Annotated in this window: 28 protein-coding genes and 1 pseudogene; 19 read left to right on the forward strand and 10 right to left on the reverse strand. The window is 71.8% G+C overall.

All coding sequences use genetic code 11. From position 1 onward, the window contains the following. Positions 1 to 7: 7 nt before the first annotated feature. Both IE185_RS05730 and IE185_RS05735 read right to left on the reverse strand, forming a co-directional pair. Positions 8 to 211: a DUF1918 domain-containing protein gene (locus IE185_RS05730; RefSeq protein ID WP_138895625.1), complete on the reverse strand. Its 204-nt coding sequence runs from the start codon at positions 209 to 211 to the stop codon at positions 8 to 10. Positions 212 to 304: 93 nt separating this feature from the next. Next, positions 305 to 1,249: a DMT family transporter gene (locus tag IE185_RS05735; protein ID WP_138895624.1), complete on the reverse strand. Its 945-nt coding sequence runs from the start codon at positions 1,247 to 1,249 to the stop codon at positions 305 to 307. Here IE185_RS05735 and IE185_RS05740 point away from each other — a divergent pair. Next, positions 1,248 to 2,711, forward strand: coding sequence for an aminotransferase-like domain-containing protein (locus IE185_RS05740; RefSeq protein WP_138895623.1), 1,464 nt, complete (start codon positions 1,248 to 1,250; stop codon positions 2,709 to 2,711). The two genes, IE185_RS05735 and IE185_RS05740, sit on opposite strands and share 2 nt — an antisense overlap. 15 nt (positions 2,712 to 2,726) lie before the next feature. Here IE185_RS05740 and IE185_RS05745 read toward each other — a convergent pair whose 3' ends face one another. The 3 genes from IE185_RS05745 to IE185_RS05755 form a co-directional block, all read right to left on the reverse strand. Continuing rightward, on the reverse strand, positions 2,727 to 3,887 hold the full coding sequence (locus IE185_RS05745) for a methyltransferase (RefSeq protein ID WP_138906533.1): 1,161 nt from the start codon (positions 3,885 to 3,887) through the stop codon (positions 2,727 to 2,729). A gap of 33 nt (positions 3,888 to 3,920) precedes the next feature. Then, positions 3,921 to 4,697 (reverse strand): VOC family protein, encoded by a 777-nt coding sequence (locus tag IE185_RS05750; RefSeq protein WP_138895348.1) that lies wholly within the window; start codon positions 4,695 to 4,697, stop codon positions 3,921 to 3,923. Between the two features lie 63 nt (positions 4,698 to 4,760). Then, positions 4,761 to 5,336 (reverse strand): YdeI/OmpD-associated family protein, encoded by a 576-nt coding sequence (locus IE185_RS05755; protein WP_138895347.1) that lies wholly within the window; start codon positions 5,334 to 5,336, stop codon positions 4,761 to 4,763. A 121-nt stretch (positions 5,337 to 5,457) separates the two neighbouring features. On the opposite strand from IE185_RS05755, the gene argC reads away from it, so the two are divergent. The 5 genes from argC (at position 5,458) to IE185_RS05780 (ending at position 10,429) form a co-directional block, all read left to right on the forward strand. Further along, positions 5,458 to 6,486: an N-acetyl-gamma-glutamyl-phosphate reductase gene (gene argC, locus IE185_RS05760; RefSeq protein ID WP_138895346.1), complete on the forward strand. Its 1,029-nt coding sequence runs from the start codon at positions 5,458 to 5,460 to the stop codon at positions 6,484 to 6,486. A 112-nt stretch (positions 6,487 to 6,598) separates the two neighbouring features. Beyond that, a complete protein-coding gene (argJ, locus tag IE185_RS05765) occupies positions 6,599 to 7,768 on the forward strand; it encodes a bifunctional glutamate N-acetyltransferase/amino-acid acetyltransferase ArgJ (protein ID WP_138895345.1) in 1,170 nt (389 codons plus the stop codon). After that, positions 7,765 to 8,670, forward strand: a complete 906-nt coding sequence (gene argB / locus IE185_RS05770) for an acetylglutamate kinase (RefSeq protein ID WP_138895344.1) — start codon at positions 7,765 to 7,767, stop codon at positions 8,668 to 8,670. The genes argJ and argB overlap by 4 nt, the downstream gene beginning before the upstream one ends. After that, on the forward strand, positions 8,667 to 9,881 hold the full coding sequence (locus IE185_RS05775; RefSeq protein ID WP_138895343.1) for an acetylornithine transaminase: 1,215 nt from the start codon (positions 8,667 to 8,669) through the stop codon (positions 9,879 to 9,881). The genes argB and IE185_RS05775 overlap by 4 nt, the downstream gene beginning before the upstream one ends. A gap of 5 nt (positions 9,882 to 9,886) precedes the next feature. Next, positions 9,887 to 10,429 carry an arginine repressor gene (locus IE185_RS05780; protein WP_138895349.1) on the forward strand — a complete coding sequence of 181 codons (543 nt, stop codon included), beginning with the start codon at positions 9,887 to 9,889 and terminating at the stop codon, positions 10,427 to 10,429. On the opposite strand, the gene IE185_RS05785 is transcribed toward IE185_RS05780, so the two are convergent. Then, on the reverse strand, positions 10,426 to 11,016 hold the full coding sequence (locus IE185_RS05785; RefSeq protein WP_138895342.1) for a pyridoxamine 5'-phosphate oxidase family protein: 591 nt from the start codon (positions 11,014 to 11,016) through the stop codon (positions 10,426 to 10,428). The genes IE185_RS05780 and IE185_RS05785 overlap by 4 nt on opposite strands. 78 nt (positions 11,017 to 11,094) lie before the next feature. Next, a pseudogene (locus IE185_RS05790) lies at positions 11,095 to 11,934 on the reverse strand (NAD(P)/FAD-dependent oxidoreductase); the annotation flags it as partial. 184 nt (positions 11,935 to 12,118) lie between these two features. On the opposite strand from IE185_RS05790, the gene IE185_RS05795 reads away from it, so the two are divergent. The 5 genes from IE185_RS05795 to IE185_RS05815 all read left to right on the forward strand — a co-directional run bounded on the left by IE185_RS05795 (position 12,119) and on the right by IE185_RS05815 (position 18,030). Then, complete coding sequence (locus IE185_RS05795) at positions 12,119 to 13,312, forward strand: argininosuccinate synthase (RefSeq protein WP_138895340.1); 1,194 nt, start codon at positions 12,119 to 12,121, stop codon at positions 13,310 to 13,312. Positions 13,313 to 13,397: 85 nt separating this feature from the next. After that, complete coding sequence (argH, locus tag IE185_RS05800; protein ID WP_138895339.1) at positions 13,398 to 14,825, forward strand: argininosuccinate lyase; 1,428 nt, start codon at positions 13,398 to 13,400, stop codon at positions 14,823 to 14,825. 67 nt (positions 14,826 to 14,892) lie between these two features. Next, entirely contained in the window at positions 14,893 to 15,864 is a 972-nt protein-coding gene (locus IE185_RS05805) for an aldo/keto reductase (RefSeq protein ID WP_138895338.1), read from the forward strand. Between the two features lie 67 nt (positions 15,865 to 15,931). Next, positions 15,932 to 16,483 carry a TetR/AcrR family transcriptional regulator gene (locus IE185_RS05810; RefSeq protein ID WP_138895337.1) on the forward strand — a complete coding sequence of 184 codons (552 nt, stop codon included), beginning with the start codon at positions 15,932 to 15,934 and terminating at the stop codon, positions 16,481 to 16,483. Next, positions 16,480 to 18,030, forward strand: coding sequence for an MFS transporter (locus tag IE185_RS05815; protein WP_138895336.1), 1,551 nt, complete (start codon positions 16,480 to 16,482; stop codon positions 18,028 to 18,030). Before IE185_RS05810 ends, IE185_RS05815 begins: the two co-directional genes overlap by 4 nt. 76 nt (positions 18,031 to 18,106) lie before the next feature. Here the strand turns inward: IE185_RS05815 and IE185_RS05820 are convergent, their stop codons facing one another. Further along, complete coding sequence (locus IE185_RS05820; protein WP_138895335.1) at positions 18,107 to 18,727, reverse strand: lysophospholipid acyltransferase family protein; 621 nt, start codon at positions 18,725 to 18,727, stop codon at positions 18,107 to 18,109. 290 nt (positions 18,728 to 19,017) lie between these two features. Between IE185_RS05820 and IE185_RS05825 the strand changes: the two genes are divergently transcribed. From IE185_RS05825 to IE185_RS05835, 3 genes are all read left to right on the forward strand, one after another. Next, a complete protein-coding gene (locus tag IE185_RS05825; RefSeq protein WP_138895334.1) occupies positions 19,018 to 20,169 on the forward strand; it encodes a glycerophosphodiester phosphodiesterase in 1,152 nt (383 codons plus the stop codon). Positions 20,170 to 20,269: 100 nt separating this feature from the next. Further along, positions 20,270 to 20,857 (forward strand): sigma-70 family RNA polymerase sigma factor, encoded by a 588-nt coding sequence (locus IE185_RS05830; protein WP_229843362.1) that lies wholly within the window; start codon positions 20,270 to 20,272, stop codon positions 20,855 to 20,857. Between the two features lie 37 nt (positions 20,858 to 20,894). Then, positions 20,895 to 21,398: a GNAT family N-acetyltransferase gene (locus IE185_RS05835; protein ID WP_138896906.1), complete on the forward strand. Its 504-nt coding sequence runs from the start codon at positions 20,895 to 20,897 to the stop codon at positions 21,396 to 21,398. 46 nt (positions 21,399 to 21,444) lie between these two features. On the opposite strand, the gene IE185_RS05840 is transcribed toward IE185_RS05835, so the two are convergent. Then, the gene (locus tag IE185_RS05840) at positions 21,445 to 21,873 is read right to left on the reverse strand and encodes a hypothetical protein (protein ID WP_138896905.1); all 429 of its coding nucleotides are present in this window, start codon (positions 21,871 to 21,873) and stop codon (positions 21,445 to 21,447) included. 1 nt (position 21,874) lies between these two features. After that, positions 21,875 to 22,234 carry a hypothetical protein gene (locus IE185_RS05845; RefSeq protein WP_138896904.1) on the reverse strand — a complete coding sequence of 120 codons (360 nt, stop codon included), beginning with the start codon at positions 22,232 to 22,234 and terminating at the stop codon, positions 21,875 to 21,877. Between the two features lie 62 nt (positions 22,235 to 22,296). Between IE185_RS05845 and IE185_RS05850 the strand changes: the two genes are divergently transcribed. The 5 genes from IE185_RS05850 to IE185_RS05870 all read left to right on the forward strand — a co-directional run bounded on the left by IE185_RS05850 (position 22,297) and on the right by IE185_RS05870 (position 26,827). Then, entirely contained in the window at positions 22,297 to 22,950 is a 654-nt protein-coding gene (locus IE185_RS05850) for an HAD-IA family hydrolase (protein WP_138896903.1), read from the forward strand. Between the two features lie 392 nt (positions 22,951 to 23,342). Beyond that, the gene (locus IE185_RS05855; RefSeq protein ID WP_138896902.1) at positions 23,343 to 24,401 is read left to right on the forward strand and encodes a methionine ABC transporter ATP-binding protein; all 1,059 of its coding nucleotides are present in this window, start codon (positions 23,343 to 23,345) and stop codon (positions 24,399 to 24,401) included. Next, the gene (locus tag IE185_RS05860) at positions 24,398 to 25,069 is read left to right on the forward strand and encodes a methionine ABC transporter permease (RefSeq protein WP_138896901.1); all 672 of its coding nucleotides are present in this window, start codon (positions 24,398 to 24,400) and stop codon (positions 25,067 to 25,069) included. Before IE185_RS05855 ends, IE185_RS05860 begins: the two co-directional genes overlap by 4 nt. An 86-nt stretch (positions 25,070 to 25,155) precedes the next feature. Beyond that, a complete protein-coding gene (locus IE185_RS05865) occupies positions 25,156 to 26,016 on the forward strand; it encodes a MetQ/NlpA family ABC transporter substrate-binding protein (RefSeq protein ID WP_138896900.1) in 861 nt (286 codons plus the stop codon). 163 nt (positions 26,017 to 26,179) lie between these two features. After that, positions 26,180 to 26,827 (forward strand): GNAT family N-acetyltransferase, encoded by a 648-nt coding sequence (locus IE185_RS05870; RefSeq protein WP_189714753.1) that lies wholly within the window; start codon positions 26,180 to 26,182, stop codon positions 26,825 to 26,827. Positions 26,828 to 26,843 lie beyond the last annotated feature (16 nt).

Genomic DNA, 26,843 nt, shown 5'->3' on the forward strand with positions numbered 1-26,843 from the left:
GCCGCGGCTACTGCGCCGTACCGCCGTGCGCGGTGTGCCGTACGACGGAGTCGGGACCCGGCGAGACCAACGCCTCGTGCCCGTCGTCGAAGCGGACGCGGTACGGCGGGTTGCCCTCGGACCCCAGCACCTCGACGATCTTCGCGACCTTGTCCTCGTGACCCACGGTCCTGCCGTGCACCAGCAGCTGGTCGCCCTCGCTCGCATGCATCGGGATGCCCTTCTCGAGGCGGACTCTAGGAGTGCTTCAGGTAGTGCCAGTCTATGACCGGCGGCGCGAGTTGGCGCTGCGCCGTGCGGCCGTTCAGGTCCGGGCGCGCTGGGTGACCGCGATGGACACGAGTACGCCGACGGCCGCGAGCGGGGCCGCCGGGGACAGGTGCTCGCCGAGCAGGGAGACCGACCACACCAGGGTCAGCAGCGGCTGCGCCAGCTGGATCTGGCTGGCCTTGGAGACCCCGATCTCGGCCATGCCCCGGTACCAGACCACGAGCCCCAGGAACTGCGAGCCGATCGCGACCCACAGGAGGCCGGCGACGCTGTGCGCCGTGAAGCGCACCGGCTCGAAGCTGAGCGCCAGGGCCGCCACCGGGACGGCGAGCGGCAGGCACAGCACGAGCGCCCACCCGATGACCTGCCAGCCGGGCATCTCGCGCGCCAGCCTGCCGCCCTCGGTGTAACCGGCCGCGCAGACCAGCAGGGCGCCGAAGAGGAAGAGGTCGCCGGTGGACAGCGCGCCGCCGCTCTGCTGCACGGTGAAGGCGATCACCACGGCGGCGCCGGCCAGCGCCGCCGCCCAGAACGCCCGCGACGGCCGGGCCCCGGTGCGCAGCGCCGAGAGCGCGGCGGTGGTCAGCGGCAGCAGGCCGACCACCACGGCGGCGTGCGAGGTGGTGGAGGTCCGCAGGGCGAGCGTGGTCAGCATCGGGAAGCCGAGGACCACACCCCCGCCGACCACGGCGAGCCCGGCCCAGTGGCGGCGGGCGGGGACCGGTATCCGCAGGACGAGCAGGGCCGCGCCCGCGACGAGTGCGGCGAGCACGCTGCGTACGGCCACGAGCGACCAGGGGCCGAAGCCTTCGAGGCCCCAGGCGGTGGCCGGGAAGGTCAGCGAGAAGGCGGTGACGCCCAGGGCGGCGAGGAGGGTCCCGCCGCGGGCCGGGCCGGTCCGGGCCGTTGTCGTGGAGCCGGTGCCGCCGTCGCTGACCGCTACTGTCGTCGCGTGAGTAGCGCTATTCTGTGCTGTCATGCACGAGCGTAGCAGCGTTGCCGACCTGGCCGAAGCGATAAAGCGGGAGCTCGACCGCTACTCACCGGGTGGAAAGCTCCCGTCGAGCCGGGCCCTGGTCGAGCGGTACCGGGTGAGCCCCGTGACGGTCACGCGCGCCCTCGCCCAGCTCGCCGCCGAGGGACTCGTCGTCACCCGGCCCGGCGCCGGCGCCTTCCGGGCGCGGCCCCGTACGGACGTCGAGGCACCCGGCGACACCTCCTGGCAGGAGGTCGCGCTGAGCGCCGACGGCGCCACCGAGCTCGTGCCGCGCTCGGTCGACGCGTCGGGGGTCCTGGTCACGCTGGCCGCCCCGCCGCCCGGGGTCATCGAGTTCAACAGCGGCTACCTGCACGCCGCCCTCCAGCCCGAGCGGGCCATGGCCGCCGCCCTCGCCCGGGCCGGCCGCCGCCCCGGCGCCTGGGGCCGGCCGCCCACCGACGGCGTCCCGGAACTGCGCGAGTGGTTCGCCCGGGGCATCGGCGGTGCCATCACGGCCGCCGAGGTGCTCATCGCCGCCGGCGGCCAGAGCGCCCTGACCACCGCCCTGCGCGCACTGGCGCCGCCCGGCGCACCCGTGCTGGTCGAGTCGCCGACGTACCCCGGCATGCTGGCCATCGCCCGCGCGGCGGGACTGCGCCCGGTGCCGGTGCCGGTGGACTCCGACGGCGTACGCCCCGAACTGCTCGCCGCCGCCTTCGAGGCGACCGGGGCGCGGGTCTTCGTCTGCCAGCCGCTGTTCCAGAACCCGACCGGCGCGGTGCTCTGTGCCGAGCGCCGCCCCGAAGTGCTCCGCATCGCCCGCGCGGCCGGGGCCTTCGTCGTCGAGGACGACTTCGTACGGCGCCTGGTCCACGACGACGCGGGGCCGCTGCCCCGGCCGCTCGCCACGGACGACCGCGACGGCGTCGTCGTGCACGTCTGCTCCCTCACCAAGGCGACCTCGCCCAGCTTCCGGGTGTGCGCCCTCGCGGCGCGCGGACCGGTGCTGGAGCGGCTGCGGGCCATCCAGGTGGTCGAGAGCTTCTTCGTTCCCCGGCCGCTCCAGGAGGCCGCCGTGGAACTGGTCGGCTCCCCGGCGTGGCCGCGCCATCTGCGGACCGTCTCGGGGGAGTTGCGGTCCCGCCGGGACACCATGGCCGCAGCCCTGCGCCTCGGCCTGCCCGAGCTGGCCCTGCCGCACATCCCGGCGGGCGGCTACCACCTGTGGCTGCGGCTGCCCGACGGGGCGGACGAGAACGCGGTGGTCTCGGCGGCGCTGCGGGCGGGCGTCGCGATCGCGCCCGGCCGCCCGTACTTCAGCGCGGAACCGACCGCCGGACACGTCCGGCTGAGCTTCGCCGGGGTGGCCGGGCCGGCGGAGATCACCGAGGGAGTACGCCGGCTGCGCGGGGCGTGCTCGGGGCTGCTGGGAGGCGGCGCCCAGGCCCCGCGGGGCGCCTAGGCACAACGCCCGCGGTCAGCGCTTCACCGCGCGCAGCACCACGAACTTCGGGTCGCTCGCGACCAGTTCGCTGTTGCCGAAGATCCGGCGCAGCAGCACGTGGTAGCCGAGATGCCGGTTGCCGACCACCCACAGCTCGCCGCCCTCCCGCAACGCGTCCCGCGCCCCGGCGAACATGCGCCGCGCCGTCGCGTCCGTGGTCGCCTGGTGGCTGTGGAACGGCGGATTGTTCAGCACGAGATCCACCGTCCCCTCCGGTACGCCCGACAGGCCGTCGCCCACCAGGAACTCCGCCTTCCGGTCCGCCCCGGCGTTCGCCCGGAACGTGGCCCGCGCGGACGCGACCGCCTGGAACGACTCGTCGGTGAACAGGACCTCCGCCTCGGGGTTGGCCAGCGCCGCCGCCGTGCCGACCACGCCGTTGCCGCAGCCCAGGTCCACGACCCGCTCGGGGCCCCGGCGCCGCGGCAGGTGCCCCAGGAAGAACCGGGTGCCGATGTCCAGGCGCTCGGCGCAGAAGACGCCCGCGTGGTTGGTGACGGTGAGGCCGGACGCCGTACCGACGTCCGGGGGCAGGTCGTAGGTGTACGGCCACGGGTCGCCGCCCCGGGGGAGCGCCGGGTCCGGCGTACAGAAGATCAGCCGCGCCTTGCGGACCGCGAGCGATGTCCGGGTCGGGCCGAGGATCCGTTCGAACAGCCGGAGCGTCGAGGTGTGGATCTCCTTGACCATCCCGGTGCCGACGACGACGGTGCCCGCGTGGACGTGCGGAGCGAGCCGGTGCAGCTGGTCCTCCAGCAGCGCGAGGCTCTTGGGGACGCGGACCAGCAGGACGTCGATCCGCTCCGGCGGGGGCTCCTGGGTGGAGAGCAGCCGTACCGAGGACACGTCGTCGACCCCGTTGCGCTCCAGGTTCAGCCGGGTCGCCCGCTGGGTGAGGAACGAGTCGCTGATCTGCGTCGGGCGGCAGCCGGCGAGGGCGGTGGCCAGGGCGCCCCAGCGGTCGCCGACCACGACGACGGTCCCGGACAGGTCCACGGGGGGAGCGTCGGCCGTTCCCTCGAGGTGCCGCAGCAGGTACGCGTCGGCCGCGTCCCAGGCGCGGAGCCTGTCGCGGGGGTCCTCGGGGAAGCGAACGAGGTCGTATTCGCCCTGTGACGTCGTCAAATGGTTCATTGTGCCCTCAGGCTAACCGAGGGCCCGCCCCGCTCACTCCGCCTGGGCGGGGGGCCTGGCGATCACACTGAACGCGGTGCCGAAGGGATCGGTGATCTCCGCGTAGCGGCCGTACGGGGAGTCCGTGGGCGCGGCGGCGGCGCCGCCGGCCGCGACGGCGCGCTCCACCGACGCGTCGGTGTCCGCGACCTCGAAGGTGGTCTGCCACGCGGAGACGGGGGCGCCGGGATCCCCGAAGACGCCGCCGATCTCGTGGCCGTCGGGGCGGCGCAGGAAGGTGAAGTCGAAGCCGGGCAGGTCCTCGTTGCCGTCGAGGGTGAAGCCGAAGAGCGCGGTGTAGAAGTCCCGCGCCGGGCCGGGCCGGGGCGTGGTCAGGTCGTTGCGTACGAGCGAACCCGGCTCGTTCACGGTCCGGCAGCCCGGGTGCGCACGGCCCTCCCAGAGGCCGAACCGGGCGCCGACGGAGTCGGTGGCGAGGGCCAGGCGCCCCCGGTCGCCGAGGTCCACCGGGCCGTGCGTCAGGCTGCCGCCCGCGTCCACGACGCGCCGGGCGGTGGAGTCGCAGTCCCGCGTCGCGAAGTACACGCGCCACAGGCCCGGGGCCGGGTCCGGCGCGGGGGCCGGCCGGAAACCGGCCACGGCCCTGCCCCGCAGCAGGCAGGTGGTGTGGCCGGCGGCGGCCCCGGTTCCGGTCTCGAAGGTCCAGCCGAACAGCGCGCCGTAGAAGTCCCGCGCGCGACCGGGGTCGGGTACGTCGAGGTCGATCCAGGTCGGGGTGGACTCGGGCTGGTCGCTGTCGACGTGACTCATCCGCTGCTCCTGTCTCCGGGGCCGGTACGCCGAGACTAGGCCCGGAGTAGGACGGATCCCGTCCTATGCGCCGCCCGTCAGCGTCCGCAGCGCCCGTTCGAGCCGGGCCTGCCTGGTCTCCGGGGTGAGGGCCTGGAGCAGCGGGAGGATCACCAGGTAGCGCCCGGTCCGGTCCAGCGCCTCGAACGCCTCGCGGGCCACGGGGTCCGCGTCGAGCGCCGCCGCGAGGTCGGGCGGCACGGCCGCCGTCCGCTGGGACGCGTACGCGGCCACCCACCGCCCGTCCTCCTGCGCCCTGCGCACCTCGGCCAGCCCGGGCTCCCGCATCCGGCCCGCAGCCATCAGCGTCGCGACCTTGTCCACGTTCACCCGGGACCACAGGCTCCGGGCGCGGCGGGGGACGTACTTCTGGAGGTAGTACTGGGCGTCGAGCGACCGCCGTTGGCCGGAGATCCAGCCGTAGCACAGCCCGATGTCGACCAACTCGTCGTCGGTGACCGTCGCGATGCCGGACTTCTTCCTGGCCACCTTGACCCACACGCCCTCGTGGCGGGTGTGGTGCCCGGCGAGCCAGCTCTCGAACGCCGCGGCGTCCGGGAAGGCGATGATCTCCACTCCGTCGAGCACGTGCTCATCCATGAGGCCGAGGCTATCGCCCGCCCGTACGCCGCTCCCGTGCTCGCGAGGGTCCCGGCCTCAACGATTCGTTGCATAAAACTGCGGAACTGCGTATAGTCATGCCTTCGACGAGGAGGATTCGATGGCGGTACGTGCAGCAGTGGCAGGAGCGAGCGGATACGCGGGCGGGGAACTGCTCCGTCTCCTGCTCGCCCACCCCGGCGTGGAGATCGGCGCCCTGACCGGCCATTCCAACGCGGGCCAGCGGCTGGGCTCCCTCCAGCCGCATCTGCCGCCGCTGGCCGGGCGGGTGCTGGAGCCGACCACCCCCGAGGTGCTCGCCGGGCACGACGTGGTGTTCCTCGCGCTGCCGCACGGCCAGTCGGCCGCCGTCGCGGAGCAGCTCGGCGACGACGTGCTGGTCGTCGACATGGGCGCCGACTTCCGGCTGCGCGACGCCGGCGACTGGGAGAAGTTCTACGGTTCGCCGCACGCCGGCACCTGGCCGTACGGGCTGCCCGAACTGCCCGGCGCCCGCGCCGCGCTCGCGGGCACCAAGCGGGTCGCCGTCCCCGGCTGCTACCCGACGGCCGTCTCGCTCGCGCTGTTCCCGGCGTACGCCGCGCGGCTCGCGCGGCCCGACGCGGTGATCGTCGCCGCGACCGGCACCTCCGGCGCGGGCAAGGCGCTCAAGCCGCATCTGCTCGGCAGCGAGGTGATGGGCTCCATGTCGCCGTACGGCGTCGGAGGCGGCCACCGCCACACCCCCGAGATGATCCAGAACCTCAGCGCCGCAGCGGGCGAGCCGGTCACCGTCTCGTTCACGCCGACGCTGGCCCCGATGTCCCGCGGCATCCTCGCCACGTGCAGCGCCAAGGCGCGGCCGGGCGTGACGGCGGCGGGCGTACGGGAGGCGTACGAGAAGGCGTACGCCGACGAGCCCTTCGTGCACCTCCTGCCGCAGGGCCAGTGGCCCGCGACCGCCTCCGTGTACGGCTCCAACGCCGTCCAGATCCAGGTCGCCCACGACGAGGCGGCGGGCCGCGTCATCGCGATCAGCGCCATCGACAACCTCGCCAAGGGCACGGCCGGCGGCGCGGTGCAGAGCATGAACATCGCTCTCGGACTTCCCGAGGACACCGGACTCGCGGCCACGGGAGTCGCCCCGTGAGCGACGTACGCGCGGCCACCGGGCCGCGGGCCACGACGAAAGCCGCGCCGACGGGCCGCGCGGACGACAGTGACAGCAGCCGCCACAGCGGCGGGGCGAACGAGGAGATGCAGTGAGCGTCACGGCAGCGAAAGGATTCACCGCGGCGGGCATCGCCGCGGGGATCAAGGACAGCGGCAACCCCGACCTGGCCCTCGTGGTCAACAACGGGCCCCGACTGGCCGCCGCGGGCGTCTTCACCTCCAACCGCGTGAAGGCCGCCCCGGTCCTGTGGTCCGAGCAGGTCGTCAAGGGCGGCCGGATCTCCGCCGTCGTCCTCAACTCCGGCGGAGCCAACGCCTGTACGGGCCCGAAGGGCTTCCAGGACACCCACGCCACCGCCGAGAAGGCCGCGGAGGTGCTGAACAAGGGGGGCCTGACCGGCCACAGCGCCGGTGAGATCGCCGTCGCCTCCACCGGGCTCATCGGCATCAACCTCCCCATGGACAAGCTCCTGCCGGGCATCGAGAAGGCCGCCGGGGAACTCTCCGCGCACGGCGGTGAGAAGGCCGCCATCGCCATCAAGACCACCGACACCGTGCACAAGACGGCCGTCGCGGGCGGCGACGGCTGGACCGTCGGCGGCATGGCCAAGGGCGCGGGCATGCTCGCACCGGGCCTCGCCACCATGCTCGTCGTGCTCACCACCGACGCCGACGTCGAAGCGGACGTACTCGACAGGGCGCTGCGCGACGCCACCCGCCAGACCTTCGACCGCGTCGACTCCGACGGCTGCATGTCGACGAACGACACCGTGCTGCTGCTGGCCTCCGGAGCGTCCGGAGCGACCCCCGGTCACGACGACTTCGCCGCCGCCGTGCGCGCCGTCTGCGACGACCTGGCGCGCCAGCTCATCGGTGACGCCGAGGGCGCCAGCAAGGACATCCGCATCGAGGTGATCAACGCCGCGACCGAGGACGACGCCGTCGAGGTGGGGCGCTCGATCGCCCGTAACAACCTCCTCAAGTGCGCCATCCACGGCGAGGACCCCAACTGGGGCCGGGTCCTGTCGGGGATCGGCACCACGAAGGCCGCGTTCGACCCCGACCGGCTGAACGTCGCCATCAACGACGTCTGGGTCTGCAGGAACGGCAGCGTCGGCGACGACCGCGACCTGGTCGACATGCGCTACCGGGAGGTCAGGATCACGGCGGACCTGGCCGAGGGCGAGGCGTCGGCCGTCATCTGGGCCAACGACCTCACCGCCGACTACGTCCACGAGAACAGCGCGTACAGCTCATGAGCACACGCAAGCACACCGCACTGCCCAAGGCGCAGATCCTCGTCGAGGCGCTGCCCTGGCTCACCCGCCACCACGGCCGGACCGTCGTCATCAAGTTCGGCGGCAACGCCATGATCGACGAGGACCTCAAGGCCGCCTTCGCCCAGGACGTCGTCTTCCTGCGGCACGCCGGTCTCAAGCCGGTCGTCGTGCACGGCGGCGGCCCGCAGATCAGCGCGCAGCTCGACCGGCACGGCCTGGTCAGCGAGTTCAAGGCCGGCCTGCGGGTCACCACGCCCGAGGCGATGGACGTCGTCCGCATGGTCCTGGCCGGCCAGGTGCAGCGCGAGCTGGTCGGGTTGCTCAACCAGCACGGGCCGCTCGCCGTCGGCATGACCGGCGAGGACGCGCACACCATCACCGCCACCCAGCACTACCCGAAGATCGACGGCGAGTCCGTCGACATCGGGCGGGTCGGCGAGATCACCGCGATCGACACCGGCGCCATCCAGGCCCTGCTCGACGACGGCCGGATCCCGGTCGTCTCGTCGATCGCCCGCAGCGCGGACGACCACCACGTGTTCAACGTGAACGCGGACACCGCCGCCGCCGCGCTCGCCGCCGCGCTCGGCGCCGAGACGTTGATGGTCCTCACCGACGTCGAAGGTCTCTACGAGGACTGGCCGAACAGCGACGAGGTGATCAGCCGGCTCACCGCCAGGGAGCTGGAGAAGCTGCTGCCCGAGCTCTCCAGCGGCATGGTCCCCAAGATGGAGGGCTGCCTGCACGCCGTACGCAACGGGGTGAACACCGCCCGCGTGATCGACGGCCGCGTACAGCACTCGATCCTGCTGGAGATCTTCACCGACGAGGGCATCGGCACGATGGTCGTGCCCGACGAGCACGAGGGGGGAACGCGGTGACATCGCGTCACGGGACCGGGAACCAGGAGCTGTCCCAGCGCTGGAAGACGGTCATGACGGACAACTACGGCACGCCCCAGCTGTCCCTCGTACGCGGCAGCGGCGCGAAGGTGTGGGACGCCGACGGCAAGGAATACGCCGATTTCGTCGGCGGCATCGCGGTGAACGCCCTCGGCCACGCCCACCCCGCGATCGTCGAGGCCGTCTCCGGGCAGATCGCCTCGCTCGGTCACGTCTCGAACCTGTTCATCGCCGAGCCGCCCGTGGCACTCGCGGAGCGGCTGATCCAGATCTCCGGCCGCCCCGGCCGGGTCTTCTTCTCCAACTCGGGCGCCGAGGCCAACGAAGCGGCCTTCAAGATCGGGCGCCTCACGGGCCGTACGCACATGGTCGCCACCCAGGGCGGCTTCCACGGCCGGACGATGGGCGCGCTCGCCCTCACCGGCCAGGAGGGCAAGCGGACCCCCTTCCTGCCGCTGCCCGGGGACGTCACGCACGTGCCGTTCGGAAACGCCGACGCCCTGCGCGCCGCCGTCACCACCGACACCGCGCTGGTGATCATCGAGCCGATCCAGGGCGAGCTCGGCGTCGTCGTCCCGCCCGAGGACTACCTGCGGGCCGCCCGCGAGATCACCCGCGCCACCGGCACGCTGCTCGTCCTCGACGAGGTGCAGACCGGCGTCGGACGTACGGGCCGCTGGTTCGAGTACCAGGGGCACGAGGCCGTCGAGCCGGACGTCGTCACGCTCGCCAAGGGCCTCGGTGGCGGTCTGCCCCTCGGCGCGACGCTCGCCTTCGGCCCCGCCGCGGACCTCCTCAAGCCCGGCCAGCACGGCACGACCTTCGGCGGGAACCCCGTCGCGTGCGCCGCCGGACTCGCCGTACTGGACACCATCGCGGCCGACGGACTCCTCGACCACGTCAAGCGGATCGGGGAGAAGCTGCGCGACGGAATCGAGTCACTCGGGCACCCACTGGTCTCCCACGTCCGTGGCGCGGGTCTGCTCCTGGGTATCGTGCTCACCGAGTCCCTTGCTCCCCAGGTGCAGCAGGCGGCTCAGGACGCCGGACTCCTGGTGAACGCGCCCGCCCCCGATGTCGTACGGCTCATGCCGCCGTTCGTCCTCGCAGACGCGGAGGTGGACACGTTCCTGCGGGCACTGCCCGGCGTTCTCGACACCGCACACGGGGACCGACGATCCGGAGAATGACACCGATGACCGAGGCGCAGGCGCAGGACAACGAGCACGGCGGCCCTGCCGTACCGCAGACCCGCACCGCCAGGCACCGCCGGATCGTGGACATCCTGAACCGGGCCCCGGTGCGCTCGCAGAGCCAGCTCGCGAAGCTCCTCGCCGACGACGGGCTGAGCGTCACCCAGGCGACGCTCTCCCGCGACCTCGACGAGCTGGGGGCGGTGAAGATCCGCAACACGGGCGGGGAGCTGATCTACGCCGTGCCCAGCGAGGGCGGCTTCCGCACCCCGCACGCGCCGCTCGGCGAATCCGCCAAGGAGGAGCGGATGCGCCGCCTCTCCGGCGAACTGCTGATCTCCGCCGAGGCCTCGGCCAACCTCGTCGTCCTGCGCACGCCCCCGGGGGCCGCCCAGTTCCTGGCCTCGGCGATCGACCAGGCCGAGCTGAACGCCATCCTCGGCACCATCGCGGGTGACGACACGCTGCTCCTGATCAGCCGCGACCCGGCGGGCGGCCAGGCGCTGGCCGACCACCTCCTGCGCCTGGCCCAGAACGACCGCTAGCCCACCCGGTCCGCCCGCGCCGGCAACGGCAGCGGCAGCGCGGGCAGACCGTCCAGGCTCACGCCGACGTGGTCTTTCTTCTCGCAGTACGCCGCGAACTCCTCGTCCGTCTTGCGGCCGAAGTACTCGGCGTGCTGCGTGCGTTCCTCCCGGTACTCCATGAACGGCACGGCGAACCCGCAGCTGTCACTGACGCGCCGGGCGCGCACCACGACGACGGCACGCGCGGCGGCCCCGTCGGCCCCCTCGAACCGCGTGATCAGCTCGGCCCACCGCGGATCGTCACGGAAGACGGCCTCGCCGTCCCCGTGCACCCGCAGGACCTTGGGCGGCCCCGTGAAGGCGCACCACATCAGGGTGACCCGCCCGTTCTCCCGTATGTGCGCCACGGTTTCGGCGGTGCTGCCACCGAAGTCCAGGTACGCCAGGGTCATGTCGTCCAGCACGACGAGCGTCCCGGCCCGCCCCTTGGGCGACAGGTTCACATGCCCGTCGGCGGCCAACGGCGCGGTGGCGGTGAAGAAGACGGGCTGGTCCTCGATGAAGGCGCGGATCCTGCCGTCGATACGTTCATAAAGTTTTCCCATGCCACGGATTATCCGCGCCGATTCCCGCGCCCCCGCCGCCCGTTCGGCGACCGGACCGTCGCGTCGTCCCGGCGGTGGTCAGGCCCTGGCCGCCAGGGGCCGGCTGTGCTCCCGGACCTGTTCCGGAGTCAGGTAGGAGGTGGCGCTCTCGAAGTCCTGCAGGGTGCCGGGTCTGCGGGACTGGAAGTCCGTGCGGACGAAGTCGTCGCCCGCCAGGGCGTTGAGCGTCCAGTTCGTCACGACGCGGGTCCTGGCGGTCAGCGTCGGGAGCGCCAGCAGGTGGTAGCCGCGCGCGACCGCCTGGGCGGGCAGGCCGTGCGGTTCGAGGCCGAGCGGCTTGGAGACCGCGTCGATGCCGCCGAGGTCGACGACCAGGCCGAGGTCCTTGTGGACGTACGGCTTCAGCGGGGCGCCGCGCAGGCGGGCCAGGATGTTCTCCGCGAGGGCCTTGCCCTGGCGCTGGGCGTGCTGCGCGGTCGGCGGGCACACGGCGTCGCCGCCCTTGGCCAGGTCGGGTACGGCGGCCGCGTCGCCCGCCGCGAACAGGCCGTCGAAGCCGGGGACGGTCAGCTGGGGGGTGGCCGCGAGGCGGCCGCGTACCGTCTCCGCTCCCAGCGTCGCCACCAGCGGGCTCGCGGAGACGCCGGCGGTCCGGATCAGCGTGTGCGAGGGCAGCGTGCGGCCGTCCGTGAGCTTCACCGTCGTCGCGTCGACCGAGGTGCCCAGCGAGAACTCGATGCCCCGGTAGCGCAGGGTGGCCATCGCCTTCTCGCCCAGCTTCTCGCCCAGTTCGGGCAGCAGGCGCGGCGCCACGTCGACCAGGTGCCACCTGATCTGCGCGCGGTCCAGCCGCGGGTAGCGGCCGACGGCGGCTGAGGTGAGGCGCTGCAGGTAGGCGGCGGTCTCCGTACCTGCGTACGTACGGCTCCGCCACCACCTCGCCGGTGACCTTCCGGACCACGCACACCTTGGCCTCGGGGTCGGCCGCCCGTCGGCGCGGTGCATTCGGGCGGCTTTCGCGTCGTCCCGCGACCGCGTTGACGAAACATACGGTGGAGTGCATACTTATACCCATCACCGCATGCATCGTAAGGAGAAACCCGTGACCGAGCGCGTCGTACTCGCCTACTCGGGCGGCCTGGACACCTCCGTCGCCATCGGCTGGATCGCCGAGGAGACGGGCGCCGAGGTCATCGCCGTTGCCGTGGACGTCGGCCAGGGCGGCGAGGACCTGGACGTCATCCGCAAGCGCGCGCTCGCCTGCGGTGCCGTCGAAGCCGAGGTCGCGGACGCCAAGGACGAGTTCGCCGAGGAGTACTGCCTCCCCGCGATCAAGGCCAACGCCCTCTACATGGACCGCTACCCGCTGGTCTCGGCCCTCTCGCGGCCGACCATCGTCAAGCACCTCGTCGCCGCCGCCAACAAGCACGGCGCCTCGATCGTGGCCCACGGCTGCACCGGCAAGGGCAACGACCAGGTCCGCTTCGAAGCCGGCATCTCCGCGCTCGGTCCCGACCTGAAGTGCATCGCCCCGGTCCGCGACTACGCGATGACCCGGGACAAGGCGATCGCCTTCTGCGAGGAGAAGAACCTCCCGATCGCGACCACCAAGAAGTCCCCGTACTCCATCGACCAGAACGTCTTCGGGCGCGCCGTCGAGACGGGCTTCCTGGAGGACATCTGGAACGCCCCGATCGAGGACATCTACGAGTACACCTCGAACCCGGCGCTCCCCCGCGAGGCCGACGAGGTCGTCATCTCCTTCAAGGAGGGCGTCCCGGTCGCCGTCGACGGCAAGCCCGTCACCGTCCTCCAGGCCATCCAGCAGCTCAACGAGCGCGCCGGAGCCCAGGGCATCGGCCGGATCGACATGGTCGAGGACCGGCTGGTCGGCATCAAGTCCCGTGAGGTGTACGAGGCACCGGGCGCGATCGCGCTGATCACCGCCCACCAGGAGCTGGAGAACGTCACCGTCGAGCGCGAGCTGGCCCGCTACAAGCGGCAGGTCGAGCAGCGCTGGGGCGAGATGGTCTACGACGGCCTGTGGTTCTCCCCGCTCAAGCGCGCGCTCGACGGCTTCATCAACGAGGCCAACCAGCACGTCACCGGCGACATCCGGATGACCCTGCACGGCGGCCGCGCCGTCGTCACCGGCCGGAAGTCCGACGAGTCGCTGTACGACTTCAACCTGGCGACGTACGACTCGGGCGACACGTTCGACCAGTCCAAGGCGCAGGGCTTCATCGAGATCTTCGGCCTGTCGTCGAAGATCGCCGCCAAGCGTGACCTGGCGTAAGCACCACTCGTTCGACAGCCCGCCTCCCGACCCTCCAGGGGTGGGGAGGCGGTCGCACATCCCCACCCCTTGAGGAGCAGTAGCTGTGAGCAGCAACAACGGTGACGTCCGGCTCTGGGGCGGCCGTTTCGCCGACGGTCCGGCCGAGGCCCTGGCCAAGCTGTCCGCGTCCGTCCACTTCGACTGGCGGCTCGCGCCGTACGACATCGCCGGCTCCCGCGCCCACGCGCGCGTGCTGCACCAGGCGGGGCTGCTCACCACGGACGAGCTGGAGCGCATGCAGGCGGGGCTCGACCGGCTGGCGGCCGACGTCGCGGACGGTTCGTTCGTCGGCACGATCGCCGACGAGGACGTCCACACCGCCCTGGAGCGCGGCCTCCTGGAGCGCCTCGGCGCCGACCTCGGAGGCAAGCTGCGCGCCGGCCGCTCCCGCAACGACCAGGTCGCCACCCTCTTCCGGATGTACCTGCGGGACCACGCCCGGATCATCGGCGGCCTCCTCGCCGAGCTCCAGGACGCGCTCGTCGGTCTCGCCGAGGCGCACCCGGACGTCGCCATGCCGGGCCGTACGCACCTCCAGCACGCGCAGCCGGTCCTCTTCGCCCACCATGTGCTGGCCCACGTCCAGTCGCTGTCCCGGGACTCCGAGCGGCTGCGGCAGTGGGACGAGCGGACTGCCGTCTCGCCGTACGGCTCGGGGGCGCTGGCGGGCTCGTCGCTGGGCCTGGACCCGGAGGCGGTCGCCGCCGACCTCGGCTTCGAGCACGGCTCCTCGGGCAACTCCATCGACGGGACGGCCTCGCGCGACTTCGTCGCGGAGTTCGCCTTCATCACCGCGATGATCGGCGTCAACCTCTCCCGGATCGCGGAAGAGATCATCATCTGGAACACGAAGGAGTTCTCCTTCGTCACCCTCCACGACGCCTTCTCCACCGGCTCCTCGATCATGCCGCAGAAGAAGAACCCGGACATCGCGGAGCTCGCGCGCGGCAAGTCCGGCCGCCTCATCGGCAACCTGACCGGCCTGATGGCCACGCTGAAGGCGCTCCCGCTCGCGTACAACCGCGACCTCCAGGAGGACAAGGAGCCGGTCTTCGACTCCTGCGACACGCTCGAAGTCCTGCTGCCCGCCTTCACCGGCATGATGGCCACGCTCACCGTCAACCGCGAGCGCATGGAGGAACTGGCGCCGGCCGGCTTCTCGCTCGCCACCGACATCGCGGAGTGGCTGGTCAAGCAGGGCGTGCCGTTCCGGGTCGCGCACGAGGTCGCCGGCGAGTGCGTCAAGGAGTGCGAGCAGCACGGCATCGAGCTCGACCAGCTCACCGACGAGCAGTTCGCCAAGATCTCCGAGCACCTGACCCCCGAGGTGCGTACGGTCCTGAACGTCGCCGGGGCCCTCGCCTCGCGCGACGGTCGCGGCGGCACCGCGCCCTCGGCGGTCGCGGTCCAGCTGGCCGAGGTGAAGGCCGATCTGGCGAACCAGCACGCCTGGGCGACCGCCAAGCACTGAACAGCGCGGTCCGGTTGAGTACGGTAGTGAGGGACCGTACTCGACCGTACTCGCGGGGAGGCCCACGATGCCCTTTGCCCGGCTGTCGGCGGCGACCACTGCCACCGCCCACTTCGGACTCGGCCTCGCGGCCGTCGGCCGTCCGGCGTACATCACGCCCGGCCGGGACCGTGACCTGCCCGACGGCCGCAGCCCCGACGCCCTGCGCGAGCGCGCCCACGAGCTGCTGGACGCCGCCTACGCGCAGGGCGTCCGCTATTTCGACGTGGCCCGCTCCTACGGCCGCGCGGAGGAGTTCCTCGCCGAGTGGCTGGGTGCCAGGCCCGACGTCCGGGACGTGGTGATCGGCAGCAAGTGGGGCTACACGTACACCGGTGACTGGCGCACCGACGCGGAAGTCCACGAGGTCAAGGACCACAGCGCCGAGGCCTTCGAGCGCCAGCGCGCGGAGACCGGCGCCCTGCTGGGCGAGCGCCTCGACCTGTACCAGATCCACTCCGTGACGCCCGACAGCCCGGCGCTCACCGACCCCGCCCTCCACGCCCTGCTGGCGGAGTTCGCGGCCGGCGGGGTGACGGTCGGCATCTCCACGAGCGGACCCGGCCAGGCGGACGCGGTGCGGGCGGCGCTCGCCGTGACGGTGGACGGCGAGCCGTTGTTCCGCACGGTCCAGGCGACGTACAACCTGCTGGAGCCCTCGGCCGCGAGCGCGCTGGCCGAGGCCCACGACGCGGGCCTCACCGTGATCGTCAAGGAATCCCTGGCCAACGGCAGGCTGGCCGGCCCCGCCGCCCCGCCCGCTCTGCGCGCGGTGGCCGAGGAGACCGGCGCGAGTTGCGACGCCGTCGCCCTGGCGGCGATCCTGCGGCTGCCCTGGGCCGGCGTGGTCCTGTCCGGCGCGGCGACCGCCGTCCAGCTGTCGGCGAACCTGCACGCGGCGGTGGTGGACCTCGACGAGGGGCAGCTGGCCCGTCTGGCGGAGTTGCCGGAGGAGCCGGCGGCGTACTGGAAGCACCGCTCGGAACTGCCCTGGAGCTGAGGCGTTCCGGCGGGGGAGCCACCCGGTCGGCGAGACATCGTTGTCTCATTCGGGTTATCGTTGTCTCATGACTGTCGATTGCGAGCAGGTGCTCCGCACCGCGGCCGCCCTCCTCTCCCGCAAGGCGACCGCGACCATGGACGAGGTCGCCAAGTCGGCCGGCATCGGCCGGGCGACCCTGCACCGCCACTTCGCCGGGCGCGACGCCCTGGTCAAGGCGCTCGAAGAGCTCGGCATCCGCGAGTTCGAGGCGGCGCTCGACGCCGCCCGGCTCGACGAGGGCTCCGCCGAGGACGGGCTGCGCCGCCTGGTCGCGCGGATCGAGCCCGCCGCCGGCCTGCTCGCCTTCCTCGTCACCGAGAACCAGCTCTTCGAGGGTGCCCACGTCAACGAGGGATGGGGCCGTCTGGACGCGCGCGTCTCCGCGCATTTCCGGCGTGGACAGCAGCAGGGCGAGTTCAGGATCGACCTCACCCCGGCCTGGCTGACCGAGGCGCTGTACGGGCTCATCGGCACCTGCGCGTGGGCCGTCCAGGACGGCCGGGTCGCGGCCAAGGACTTCCAGTACATGATCGTCGAGTTGCTGCTCGGCGGAGCTCGTCGGAACGTGGAGCAATGACGAGCAGCGGCCGGCACCAGGTGGCGCGCAGCGCCGTCCACCACCCCGGCCGCTGGCTTGCCCTGGGCGTCCTGGTGCTGGCCGTGCTGCTGGTCGCCGTCGACGCGACCGTACTCGGCCTGGCGACACCCTTCCTGAGCGAGGACCTCCAGCCCTCCGGCACCCAGCTGCTGTGGATCGGCGACGTCTACTCGTTCGTCATCGCCGGTCTGCTCGTCTCGATGGGCAGCCTCGGCGACCGGATCGGCCGCAAGAAGCTGCTGCTCACCGGCGCGGTCGCGTTCGGCGCGGTCTCCGTGCTGAACGCGTACGCCTCCAGCCCCGAGATGATGATCCTCGCCCGCGCCCTGCTCGGCGTGGCCGGTGCGACGCTGATGCCGTCCACCCTCGCGCTCATCCGCAACATCTTCCACGACGCCGAGGAACGCAGCTTCGCCATCGGCATCTGGGGCGCCGCCGCCTCGGCCGGCGCGGCCGTGGGGCCGGTGGTGGGCGGCTTCCTGCTGGAGAACTTCTGGTGGGGCTCGGTCTTCCTCATCAACGTGCCGGTGATGCTGGTCCTGGTCCTCGTCGGCATCAAGCTGCTGCCCGAATCGAAGGACCCGTCGCCGGGCCCGTGGGACCTGCTCAGCGTCGTGCTCTCGCTCGTCGGCATCATCTGTTTCGTGTACGCCGTCAAAGAGGCGGCCGCGCACGGCCTCGCCTGGGGGACCGGGCTCACGGGGCTGGCCGGCCTGGCGGCGCTCTTCTGGTTCGTACGGCGCCAGCTCACGCTTCCCTCGCCGCTGCTGGACATGCGGCTCTTTCACCACCGGGGGTTCTCCGGCGCGGTCCTCGCCGACCTGCTGACCATCCTCGGCCTGTCCGGCCTGGTGTTCTTCCTCTCGCAGTTCCTACAGCTCGTCCAGGGGCGCACCCCGCTGGAATCGGGCCTCATCGAACTGCCCGCGGCGGCCGGCGCGGTGGTCGCCGGACTGTCCGCCGGTTACGTGGCGCGCAGGCTGTCGGTCCGCATCGCGGTCTCCGGCGGACTGGTGGCGCTCGGTCTCGGCCTGCTGACCTGCACCGTCGTCACGGCCGACACCGGCGTGCCGATGCTTGTCGCCGCCATGATCGTCGGCGGTATCGGGGCGGGCCTGGCCTTCACCGTGACGGCCGACGTCATTCTCTCCAGCGTCCCCAAGGAACAGGCGGGAGCCGCGTCGGCCGTCTCCGAGACGGCGTACGAACTGGGCGCGGCGCTCGGCATCGCGGTGCTCGGCTCGATCGTGACGGGCATCTACCGCAGCTTCAGGGTGCCCCCGGGCACCCCCGCCGACGTGGCGGACGCCGCGCACGACTCCCTCGGCGGAGCCGTCGAGGCGGCGGAGTCCCTCCCGGCCGACCAGGCCGCCGCGCTCGTCGCGGCGGCGCAGGACGCGTTCACGGACGGCTTCCAGGCGGGCGCGTGGGTGGGGTCGGTCGTGCTGTTCGTGACAGCGGTCGCCGCGTCGTTCATGCTGCGGGGCCAGAAGCTGGCGAAGGGCATCGTCGACGACATCCCTTGACGCGCGGCAGGCGTACGCAAAGGGCCGGGGCACCTTGTCGGTGCCCCGGCCCTTTGCGCCGTACGGTGAGCCCCCGTCAGGCGGCCTTCGCCTTGGTCGCGTACATGTCGACGTACTCCTGGCCGGACAGTCGCATGACCTCGGCCATCACCGAGTCCGTCACCGCGCGCAGCACGTACCGGTCGCGGTCCATGCCCTCGTAGCGCGAGAACTCCATGGGCTCGCCGAAGCGCACGGTCACCTTGCCGGGGCGCGGCAGGCCGGCGCCGCCCGGCTGGAGCTTGTCCGTACCGATCATCGCGAACGGCACCACCGGCGCGCCGGTCATCAGAGTCAGGCGGGCGATGCCCGTGCGGCCCCGGTAGAGACGGCCGTCGGGGGAGCGGGTGCCCTCCGGGTAGATCGAGAAGATCTTGCCCTCCTCCAGCACCCGGCGGCCGGTCATCAGCGCCGCGACACCGCCGCGGCCGCCGTCCCGGTCCACCGGGATCATGCCGCAGCTGGTGAAGAACCAGGCCATCAGACGGCCCTTGAGCCCCTTGCCCGTGACGTACTCGTCCTTGCCGATGTAGTACACCTGCCGGTCGCAGCAGATCGGCATGATCATCGAGTCGATGAACGTCAGATGGTTGCCCGCCAGGATGACCGGACCGGTCCCGGGAATGTTCTGGGCGCCCTCCACCTGTGGGCGGAACATCAGGCGCAGGATCGGTCCGAGCACTGCCTTGATGAGCGCGATCGGGACAACGGTTCCTCCGGTGTCGTGGCCGGGTGGGGCTCGGCGGCCTGTTCTGTATGAAGTCTGTGCAGGTGAGGACGATACTCGCGGGCTCCCTTCCCGCGCACATCGGGTTCATCACTTCGATACGCGGTGTTGACGTGTGTTTCCACTGCGTTCCGTCCAGAGCCTCGTCCACGTAAGACGTAGGCGCCTACGATCGGGCCCTTACTTCTTGACAGGTGCGGGACATTCTCAGAGGAGCGTTCATGACACAGGGCGGACAGACGAACCCCGGGCGGCGCACGGTTCTCGGCGCGGCCGTGCTCGGGGCGGGCGGCGTCACCCTCGGGGTGCCGGGTCCGGCGAGCGCCGCTTCCTCCAAGGACGGCGGTTCGTACCGCGATCTTCCCGTACCGACCGTCGTGGCGCACCGAGGAGCCAGCGGCTACCGCCCGGAACACACCCTCGGCTCGTACCAGCTCGCGCTCGACATGGGCGCGCACGTCATCGAGCAGGACCTCGTCCCGACCAAGGACGGCCACCTCGTGTGCCGCCACGAGAACGACATCACCGGCACCACGGACGTCGCGGAGCACCCCGAGTTCGCCTCCCGCAGGACGACCAAGTCCGTCGACGGCGTGTCGCTGACCGGCTGGTTCACCGAGGACTTCACCCTCGCCGAGCTCAAGACGCTGCGCGCCAAGGAGCGCATCCCCGGCACCCGGCAGGAGAACACCCTGTACGACGGCCGCTGGACGATTCCCTCCTTCGAGGAGGTGCTGCGCTGGGCCGAGCGGGAGGGCCGCGCCCGGGGCCGGCGGATCTGGCTCCACATCGAGACGAAGCACCCCACGTACTTCCGGGACCTCGGCCTCGGCCTCGAAGAGCCCCTGGCCCGGCTGCTGCGCACCTACGGCCGCCACAGGAAGAACTCGCCGAACTTCCTCCAGTCCTTCGAGCCCAGCAGCATGCGGCGCATGGCCGAGCTGGTCGCGGCGCCGCGCGTCGTGCTCCTGTCCGGCGCCGCCACCCGGCCGTGGGACTTCCAGGTGGCCGGCGACCCGCGCACCGTCGCCGACCTGGTGAAGCCCGAGGGCCTGAAGTGGATCGCCGGCTTCGCCCAGGGCCTCGGCCCCACCCTCGACCTCATCATCCCGAAGGACGCCACGGGCAAGCTGGGGACGCCGACGACGCTGGTACGGGACGCGCACGCGCGGGGCCTGGTCCTGCACCCGTACACGATGCGCAACGAGAACAGCTTCCTGCCGGCCGACTTCCGGCGCGGCACCGACCCGACGGCGTACGGAGACGCCTTCGGGGCCCTCAAGGTCTACTTCGAACAGGGCATCGACGGGATCTTCTCCGACAACCCGGACACGGCGCTGCTCGCGGCGGCGGACTTCACGCGCCGCCGCTGACGGGCGGGGAACCGGGGTGCCGGCCGGCCCGGGCTTCACGGACGGGTGACTGTCGCGCCGCGCGGCAACCACCGCGCGGCGGCGGCACGTCCCGCCTGGCATGACCCTCCCCGCGCCCGCCGCCGCGCCCCCGGCCGCCTCCGCCGCCCCGTCCGCCGCCGCTGCCTCGTACGCGTACGACCTCTTCCGCACGCTGCGCCCCCTGCTCGCCGCCGAAGCCGTGGCCGAGGCCGCGAGCGGGGGAGTCGAGCCCGGCGACCTGGAACAGGCCGTATGGCTGCGGCTCCTCGAACTCCTCGACGGGTCGGGTCCACCGGCCGACCCGGCGGGCTGGCTGCTGCACGCCGTACGCACCGAGGCGAGCCTGGCCCGGCGCGCGACGCGGCGCGAACTGCCGTACCCCTTCCCGCCGGCCGCCACGACCGACACCGCCTGCCCGGAACGCGCCGCGCTGAGCGCCGAACGGCGACGCGTCCTGCGGGCCGCGGTGGGCAGACTGCCCGGCCGGTGCGCGCGGCTGCTGAACGCGATGCTGTCGCCGGCGGATCCCACGTACCGGGAAATCGCAGGGAAGTTGGGAATGTCACAAGGCAGTTTGGGGCCGATGCGTTCCCGTTGCCTGGGATGCCTGCGCAGAATGCTCGCGGCGGAGGTTGCGGCTCCTGAGCTGAGGGGAAAGGAGCGATAAGCAACCGGCGTATCAGGCGAGCGGGAGGCATGCACACATGGGCATGAGCGTGACCATCTCAGCGGCAACGGCGCAGGATGCCGAGCAGATCCTCAAGTTGCAGTACCTGTGCTATCAGAGCGAGGCCGAGCTGTACGGCGACTACAGCATCGAGCCGCTCACCCAGACCCTCGACGACCTGCGGGCCGAACTCGACCGCAGCCACACCCTGGTGGCGCGGCTCGGCGACGAGGTGGTCGCGTCGGTGCGGGCGGCGGTCGACGAGGCCGGGACCGCGAGGATCGCCAAGCTCATCGTCCATCCCCGGATGCAGCGGCACGGGCTCGGGGGCAGGCTGCTCGACGCGATCGAGGGGTACTTCGCCGGTGAGCCGGCCGCCAAGCGCTTCCAGCTCTTCACCGGCCACCGGAGCGAGGGCAACCTGCGGCTGTACCGCAGCCACGGCTACGCCCCGGTCGCCACGGAACAGATTGCCCCCGGCTTCGCCCTGGTGACCCTGCAGAAGGAGCCGGCGGCGCAGTCGTTCGCCGCGAGCGCCTAGCGGTTCGGCGGGCGTCCGGTGTCCGTACCCGCCCCTGGACGTCCGCCTAGCTCCGCCGCGACCTGCGCAGCCACACGATCCCCGTCACCGGCAGCAGCACCGGGATGAACAGGTAGCCCCTCCCGAACGCCGACCACACCGTCGCGTCCGGGAACGCGGACGGCTCGATCACCGTCCAGGTGCCGACCACCAGCACCCCCACGAGTTCCGCCGCGCAGCACACCAGCGCCGCCCGGCGGGCCGTCTCGCCGCCCCGCACGAGCGTGTACGTGATGAAGGCGTACACCACCGCCGCCACCGCGGACAGCGTGTACGCGAGCGGGGCCCGGTCGTACTCGGTGGCGATCTGGTAGGCGGAGCGGGACACCGCGCCGACCGACATGACGCCGTACAGCCAGACCAGCAGCAGCCCCGGCCCCCGGACCAGCCGCGCGCGCGAACCGGCGGCGCCTTCCCGCGTGACGGGCTCGCCCATGTCAGCCTCCCCAGATGTCGTGCAGCCGCACTTCGAGCACGGCCAGCACGACCGCGCCGGCCGACACGGTCACCGAGCCCCACCGGGTCCGCTCGCCCAGGGAGAGGAAACCGGCGGCCGGCACCGCCGCGAGCGCGCCGAGGAGGTACGAAACGAAGATCACCGCGCCCTCGTCCGGCTTGTCGCCGCCCGCCAGCCGCACGACGCCCACGACCACCTGGGCGAGCGCGAGCAGGGACACCACGGCCATGCCGATGAAGTGCCAGTCCTTGGTGGGCTGATCGCGGAACGCGGCGTAACCGCACCACGCGGCGAGTGCGAGCGCGGCCACGGAGAGGGTGACCGTCAGGGCGTCGAGCATGACGACGAGCGTATTACGACCGTTTACGCCCGCGACAACGGGTGGGCTTAGGGTCGGTCCCCATGAAGATCGACGCCGACGCCCTCCTGTTCGACAACGACGGAACACTCCTGTCCTCCCTGGAGTCGGTGATCCGCTGCTGGACCCGCTGGGCGGCGGAGTACGGCATATCGGCGCAGCGGTTCGCCGCCGTGGAACTGCACGGACGCCCCGCCGCCGAGATCGCCGCCGACCTCCTGCCGCCCGACGTGGTGCCGGGCGCGGTGGCCCGTATCGAGCAGCTGGAGGTCGAGGACGTGACCGGGCCCGGCGCGGTCGTGCTGCTCCCGGGAACCGCCGAGCTGCTCGCGAGCCTTCCCGCCGACCGCTGGGCCGTCGTCACCTCCGCCACCCGCAGGCTCGCCGAGGCGCGCCTGGCCGAAGCCGGCATCCTTCCCAAGACCATGATCGCCGCGGACGACATCACCCGCGGCAAGCCCGACCCGGAGCCGTACCTGACGGCGGCCCGCAGGCTCGGCGTGGACCCGGCGCGCTGCGTGGTGTTCGAGGACGCCCCCGCCGGGCTCGCCGCCGGCCGCGCGGCGGGCATGAGAACCGTGGCGTTGGCCACAACCCACGCACCCTCCGAGCTGGTCGCCGACATCGTCGTGCCCGACCTCTCGGCGGTGTCGGCGCAGGCCACGGGCGACGGTGTGCGGATCGTCGTCGCTCACTGACAGCGACACAACAGGGTCCGATGGCGAGACAAAGATGTCCGCTATTCGGACGGCGTCGATCGATGCGTACGCACGTCTGGTTTACTCATCCGCATGACCACGACGAGCAGCCGCACCCTTGCGACCGAGGCGACGATGACGCCCGGTGCTCGTTGTATGTGTCGAATGTGCGCCTTCTGAGGGCCCCTGCCTGAGCCTCGCGCCCCGAAGCGAGACCCCGACAGCCGCGCCCCGCGTCCATCGAGTGCGTACGTACTCCACGGACCGGGCCCGCCTGCCCCGCGCACGCGTTGCCTCCGGTACCCACCGACCCAGCCGTGCCACGTCCACAAGACGACATGCCCCGTGCCCGGCGGACACCTCGCCGCGCACTCGACAGTGACGGAAACCCTGTGATCACCACTACGGGCCTCACCAAGGTCTATCCATCGCGTGGCCGCGAGGTCACCGCCCTGGACGGCGTCGACCTGCACGTCCGTGAGGGCGAGGTGTACGGAGTCATCGGCCAGAGCGGCGCCGGCAAGTCCTCCCTCATCCGCTGCGTCAACCTGCTGGAGCGGCCCACCGCCGGCACGGTGACCGTCGACGGCCAGGACCTCACCGCGCTCGCCGGCCGGGGCCGCCGCGCCGGCAAGGAACTGCGCCAGGCGCGCAGCCGCATCGGCATGGTCTTCCAGCACTTCAACCTGCTGTCCTCGCGCACCGTGCAGGACAACGTCGAACTGCCGCTGGAGATCCTCGGCGTATCCGGACAGGAACGCTCCCGCAAGGCGCTGGAACTGCTCGACCTGGTCGGCCTCGCCGACAAGGCCAGGGCCTACCCCGCCCAGCTCTCCGGCGGCCAGAAGCAGCGCGTCGGCATCGCCCGCGCCCTGGCCGGCGACCCCAAGGTGCTGCTCTCCGACGAGGCCACCTCGGCCCTCGACCCCGAGACCACCCGCTCGATCCTCCAGCTCCTGCGCGACCTCAACCGGCAGCTCGGCCTGACCGTCCTGCTCATCACGCACGAGATGGACGTCGTCAAGACGATCTGCGACTCGGCCGCGCTGATGAAGAAGGGCCGGATCGTCGAGTCCGGCACGGTGAGCGAGCTCCTGGCGACACCCGGCTCCGAGCTGGCCCAGGAACTCTTCCCGGTGGGCGGCCAGGCCTCGGGCCCCGGCCGCACCGTCATCGACGTCACCTTCCACGGCGAGGCCGCGACGCAGCCGGTGATCTCCCAGCTCTCGCGCACGTACAACATCGACATCTCGATCCTGGGCGCCGCGATGGACACCGTCGCGGGCAAGCAGATCGGCCGGATGCGCATCGAGCTGCCCGGACGGTACGAGGAGAACGTCGTCCCCGTCGGCTTCCTGCGCGAGCAGGGGCTGCAGGTCGAGGTCGTCGACGGCCCAGCGAACGTACCGGCGCAGACCGCCGCCGCCCTGGTGAAGGAAGGTGCCAAGTGAACTGGTCGGAGATGCAGCCCCTGCTGACGCAGGGAACCATCGACACGCTCTACATGGTGCTGTGGTCCACCGTCGTGTCGGTCGCCGGCGGCCTGCCGCTCGGCATCCTGCTCGTCCTCACGGACAAGGGCGGACTGCTCCAGAACGTGGCGGTCAACAAGGTCGTCGGCGTGATCGTGAACATCGGCCGCTCGCTGCCGTTCATCATCCTGCTGATCGCCCTCATCCCCTTCACCACGCTCGTGGTCGGTACGTTCATCGGCCCCAGCGCGATGATCGTGCCGCTCGCCATCGGCGCCATCCCCTTCTTCGCCCGCCTCGTCGAGACCGCGATCCGCGAGGTCGACCACGGACTGGTCGAGGCGGTCCAGGCCATGGGCGGCGGCGTACCCACCGTCGTCTTCAAGGTGCTGCTGCCGCAGTCGCTGCCGTCCCTGATCTCCGGCATCACCACCACCGTGATCGTGCTCGTCGGCTACTCGGCGATGGCGGGCGCGGTCGGCGGCGAGGGACTCGGCAGCAAGGCCGTGACCTACGGATACCAGCGCTTCGAGACCGACTTCATGCTGGTCACCGTGGTCATCCTGGTCGCCCTCGTGACGCTCGTGCAGCTCATCGGCGACGGCGTGATCCGGCTCCTCGCGCGCCGCGGACGTACCGCCTCCTAGCGCGCCCCCCGTACTTCCTGACCCAAGCAAGCCCGCACTCCTTGTCCGGGCGACACCACCGCAACACCCAGAAAGAGGCACTTTTCGTGCGTAAGAACATCAAGATCACCGCCGCTGCCGCCGCCTCCGCCGCCCTCGCCCTCGGCCTCACCGCCTGCGGCACGGCCTCCGACCCGGGCGCCAAGACCGAGTCGGGCGGCAAGGCCGACGCGTCCAAGGCGCTCGTCGTCGCCGCGTCCCCGACGCCGCACGCCGACATCCTGAACTACGTCAAGGACAACCTGGCGGCGAAGGCCGGCCTGAAGCTCGAGATCCGGGAGTTCACGGACTACGTCCTGCCGAACACCGCCACCCAGAGCGGCGAGGTCGACGCCAACTTCTTCCAGCACAAGCCGTACCTCGACGACTTCAACAAGAAGAAGGGCACCACCATCGTGCCCGTCGCCGACGTCCACCTGGAGCCGCTGGCCCTCTACTCCAAGAAGGCCGAGGACCTCAAGGACATCAAGCCCGGCCAGACGGTCGCGGTTCCCAACGACACCACCAACGAGGGCCGCGCGCTCAAGCTGCTCGCGGACAACGGCCTGATCACGCTGGAGGACGGCGCGGGCCAGGACGCCAAGCTGAGCGACATCAAGGACAAGAAGGGCCTTGAGTTCAAGGAGCTGGAGGCGGCCACGCTGCCCCGCGCCCTGAACGACGTCGACGCGGCGGTCATCAACGGCAACTACGCCATCGAGGCCGACCTCTCGCCCGCCAAGGACTCGCTGGCGATCGAGAAGGCCGAAGGCAACCCGTACGCCAACTTCCTCGCGGTCAAGAAGGGCAACGAGAAGGACGCCCGGGTCGAGAAGCTGGCCAAGCTGCTCAACTCCGCCGAGGTCAAGAAGTTCATCGAGGACGAGTACGCCGGCTCGATCGTGCCGGCCTTCGGCGCCAAGTCCTGACGCCCGTACGGTCCTTGTGCACGAAGGCCCCGCCGGCCCCCCACGGGCCGCGCGGGGCCTTCGCGCACCCGGAGCGCCGCCACCCGGCCATGCACACGGCGGCGATGATGCTGCATGCTGTGCCTTTACGTCCCTCACGACGGTCCACGGCATGGAGCTGAGCATGACTACCACCTTCCCGGACATCTCCATCAGCACGGACCGGCTGGTGCTGCGCCCCTTCGACGAGTCGGACATCCCCGCGCTGACCGAGATGATGAGCGACGAGATGGTCATCGCCTGGACCGCCGCGCCCCACCCCTACACCACACTCGACGCCGAGCGCTGGGTCCGCAGGATCGCTCCTGCTGAGCGCACCCAGGGCCGGGGGATCGCCTTCGCCGTCACCGAGTTCCTCACCCAGCGGCTCGTCGGGACCGTCCACCTGCGGCACACCGACTGGCGCACGCGCGCCACCGAGGTCGCCTACGTGACGGCGCCGTGGGCGCGCGGCGAGGGGTACGCCACCGAGGCCGTGCTCGCCGTCGCCCAGTGGATCTTCCGGGACCAGCGGTTCGAGCGCCTCGAACTGCGCACCGCCGCCGACAACACCGCTTCCCAGCAGGTCGCCCAGAAGATCGGCTGCATCAGCGAGGGCGTCCTGCGTAACGCCTGGATAGCGCGCACCCGGACCGAGAACGGCACGGACGGCGGCTGGACCGACATCCGCACGGATCTGATCGTGTGGAGCCTGCTGCCCGAGGACCTCGAAGGCGTGGCCGACCGGATGGCCGACGCGGGCGGTTACGGCGCGTACAACGACTGGAACTGACCGCCCGCCCGGGGCC

The sequence above is a fragment of the Streptomyces chryseus genome (genome assembly GCF_014650755.1).
GTDB classification, from domain to species: Bacteria; Actinomycetota; Actinomycetes; order Streptomycetales; family Streptomycetaceae; genus Streptomyces; species Streptomyces chryseus.

Coding starts and splice junctions, on each gene's coding strand:
- IE185_RS05730 (WP_138895625.1), bottom strand. CDS start 211: ATGCATGCGAGCGAGGGCGACCAGCTGCTGGTGCACGGCAGGACCGTG.
- IE185_RS05740 (WP_138895623.1), top strand. CDS start 1,248: ATGCACGAGCGTAGCAGCGTTGCCGACCTGGCCGAAGCGATAAAGCGG.
- IE185_RS05735 (WP_138895624.1), bottom strand. CDS start 1,249: ATGACAGCACAGAATAGCGCTACTCACGCGACGACAGTAGCGGTCAGC.
- IE185_RS05745 (WP_138906533.1), bottom strand. CDS start 3,887: ATGAACCATTTGACGACGTCACAGGGCGAATACGACCTCGTTCGCTTC.
- IE185_RS05750 (WP_138895348.1), bottom strand. CDS start 4,697: ATGAGTCACGTCGACAGCGACCAGCCCGAGTCCACCCCGACCTGGATC.
- IE185_RS05755 (WP_138895347.1), bottom strand. CDS start 5,336: ATGGATGAGCACGTGCTCGACGGAGTGGAGATCATCGCCTTCCCGGAC.
- argC (WP_138895346.1), top strand. CDS start 5,458: ATGGCGGTACGTGCAGCAGTGGCAGGAGCGAGCGGATACGCGGGCGGG.
- argB (WP_138895344.1), top strand. CDS start 7,765: ATGAGCACACGCAAGCACACCGCACTGCCCAAGGCGCAGATCCTCGTC.
- IE185_RS05780 (WP_138895349.1), top strand. CDS start 9,887: ATGACCGAGGCGCAGGCGCAGGACAACGAGCACGGCGGCCCTGCCGTA.
- IE185_RS05785 (WP_138895342.1), bottom strand. CDS start 11,016: ATGGGAAAACTTTATGAACGTATCGACGGCAGGATCCGCGCCTTCATC.
- IE185_RS05805 (WP_138895338.1), top strand. CDS start 14,893: ATGCCCTTTGCCCGGCTGTCGGCGGCGACCACTGCCACCGCCCACTTC.
- IE185_RS05810 (WP_138895337.1), top strand. CDS start 15,932: ATGACTGTCGATTGCGAGCAGGTGCTCCGCACCGCGGCCGCCCTCCTC.
- IE185_RS05815 (WP_138895336.1), top strand. CDS start 16,480: ATGACGAGCAGCGGCCGGCACCAGGTGGCGCGCAGCGCCGTCCACCAC.
- IE185_RS05820 (WP_138895335.1), bottom strand. CDS start 18,727: ATGTTCCGCCCACAGGTGGAGGGCGCCCAGAACATTCCCGGGACCGGT.
- IE185_RS05825 (WP_138895334.1), top strand. CDS start 19,018: ATGACACAGGGCGGACAGACGAACCCCGGGCGGCGCACGGTTCTCGGC.
- IE185_RS05830 (WP_229843362.1), top strand. CDS start 20,270: ATGACCCTCCCCGCGCCCGCCGCCGCGCCCCCGGCCGCCTCCGCCGCC.
- IE185_RS05835 (WP_138896906.1), top strand. CDS start 20,895: ATGGGCATGAGCGTGACCATCTCAGCGGCAACGGCGCAGGATGCCGAG.
- IE185_RS05840 (WP_138896905.1), bottom strand. CDS start 21,873: ATGGGCGAGCCCGTCACGCGGGAAGGCGCCGCCGGTTCGCGCGCGCGG.
- IE185_RS05845 (WP_138896904.1), bottom strand. CDS start 22,234: ATGCTCGACGCCCTGACGGTCACCCTCTCCGTGGCCGCGCTCGCACTC.
- IE185_RS05850 (WP_138896903.1), top strand. CDS start 22,297: ATGAAGATCGACGCCGACGCCCTCCTGTTCGACAACGACGGAACACTC.
- IE185_RS05870 (WP_189714753.1), top strand. CDS start 26,180: ATGACTACCACCTTCCCGGACATCTCCATCAGCACGGACCGGCTGGTG.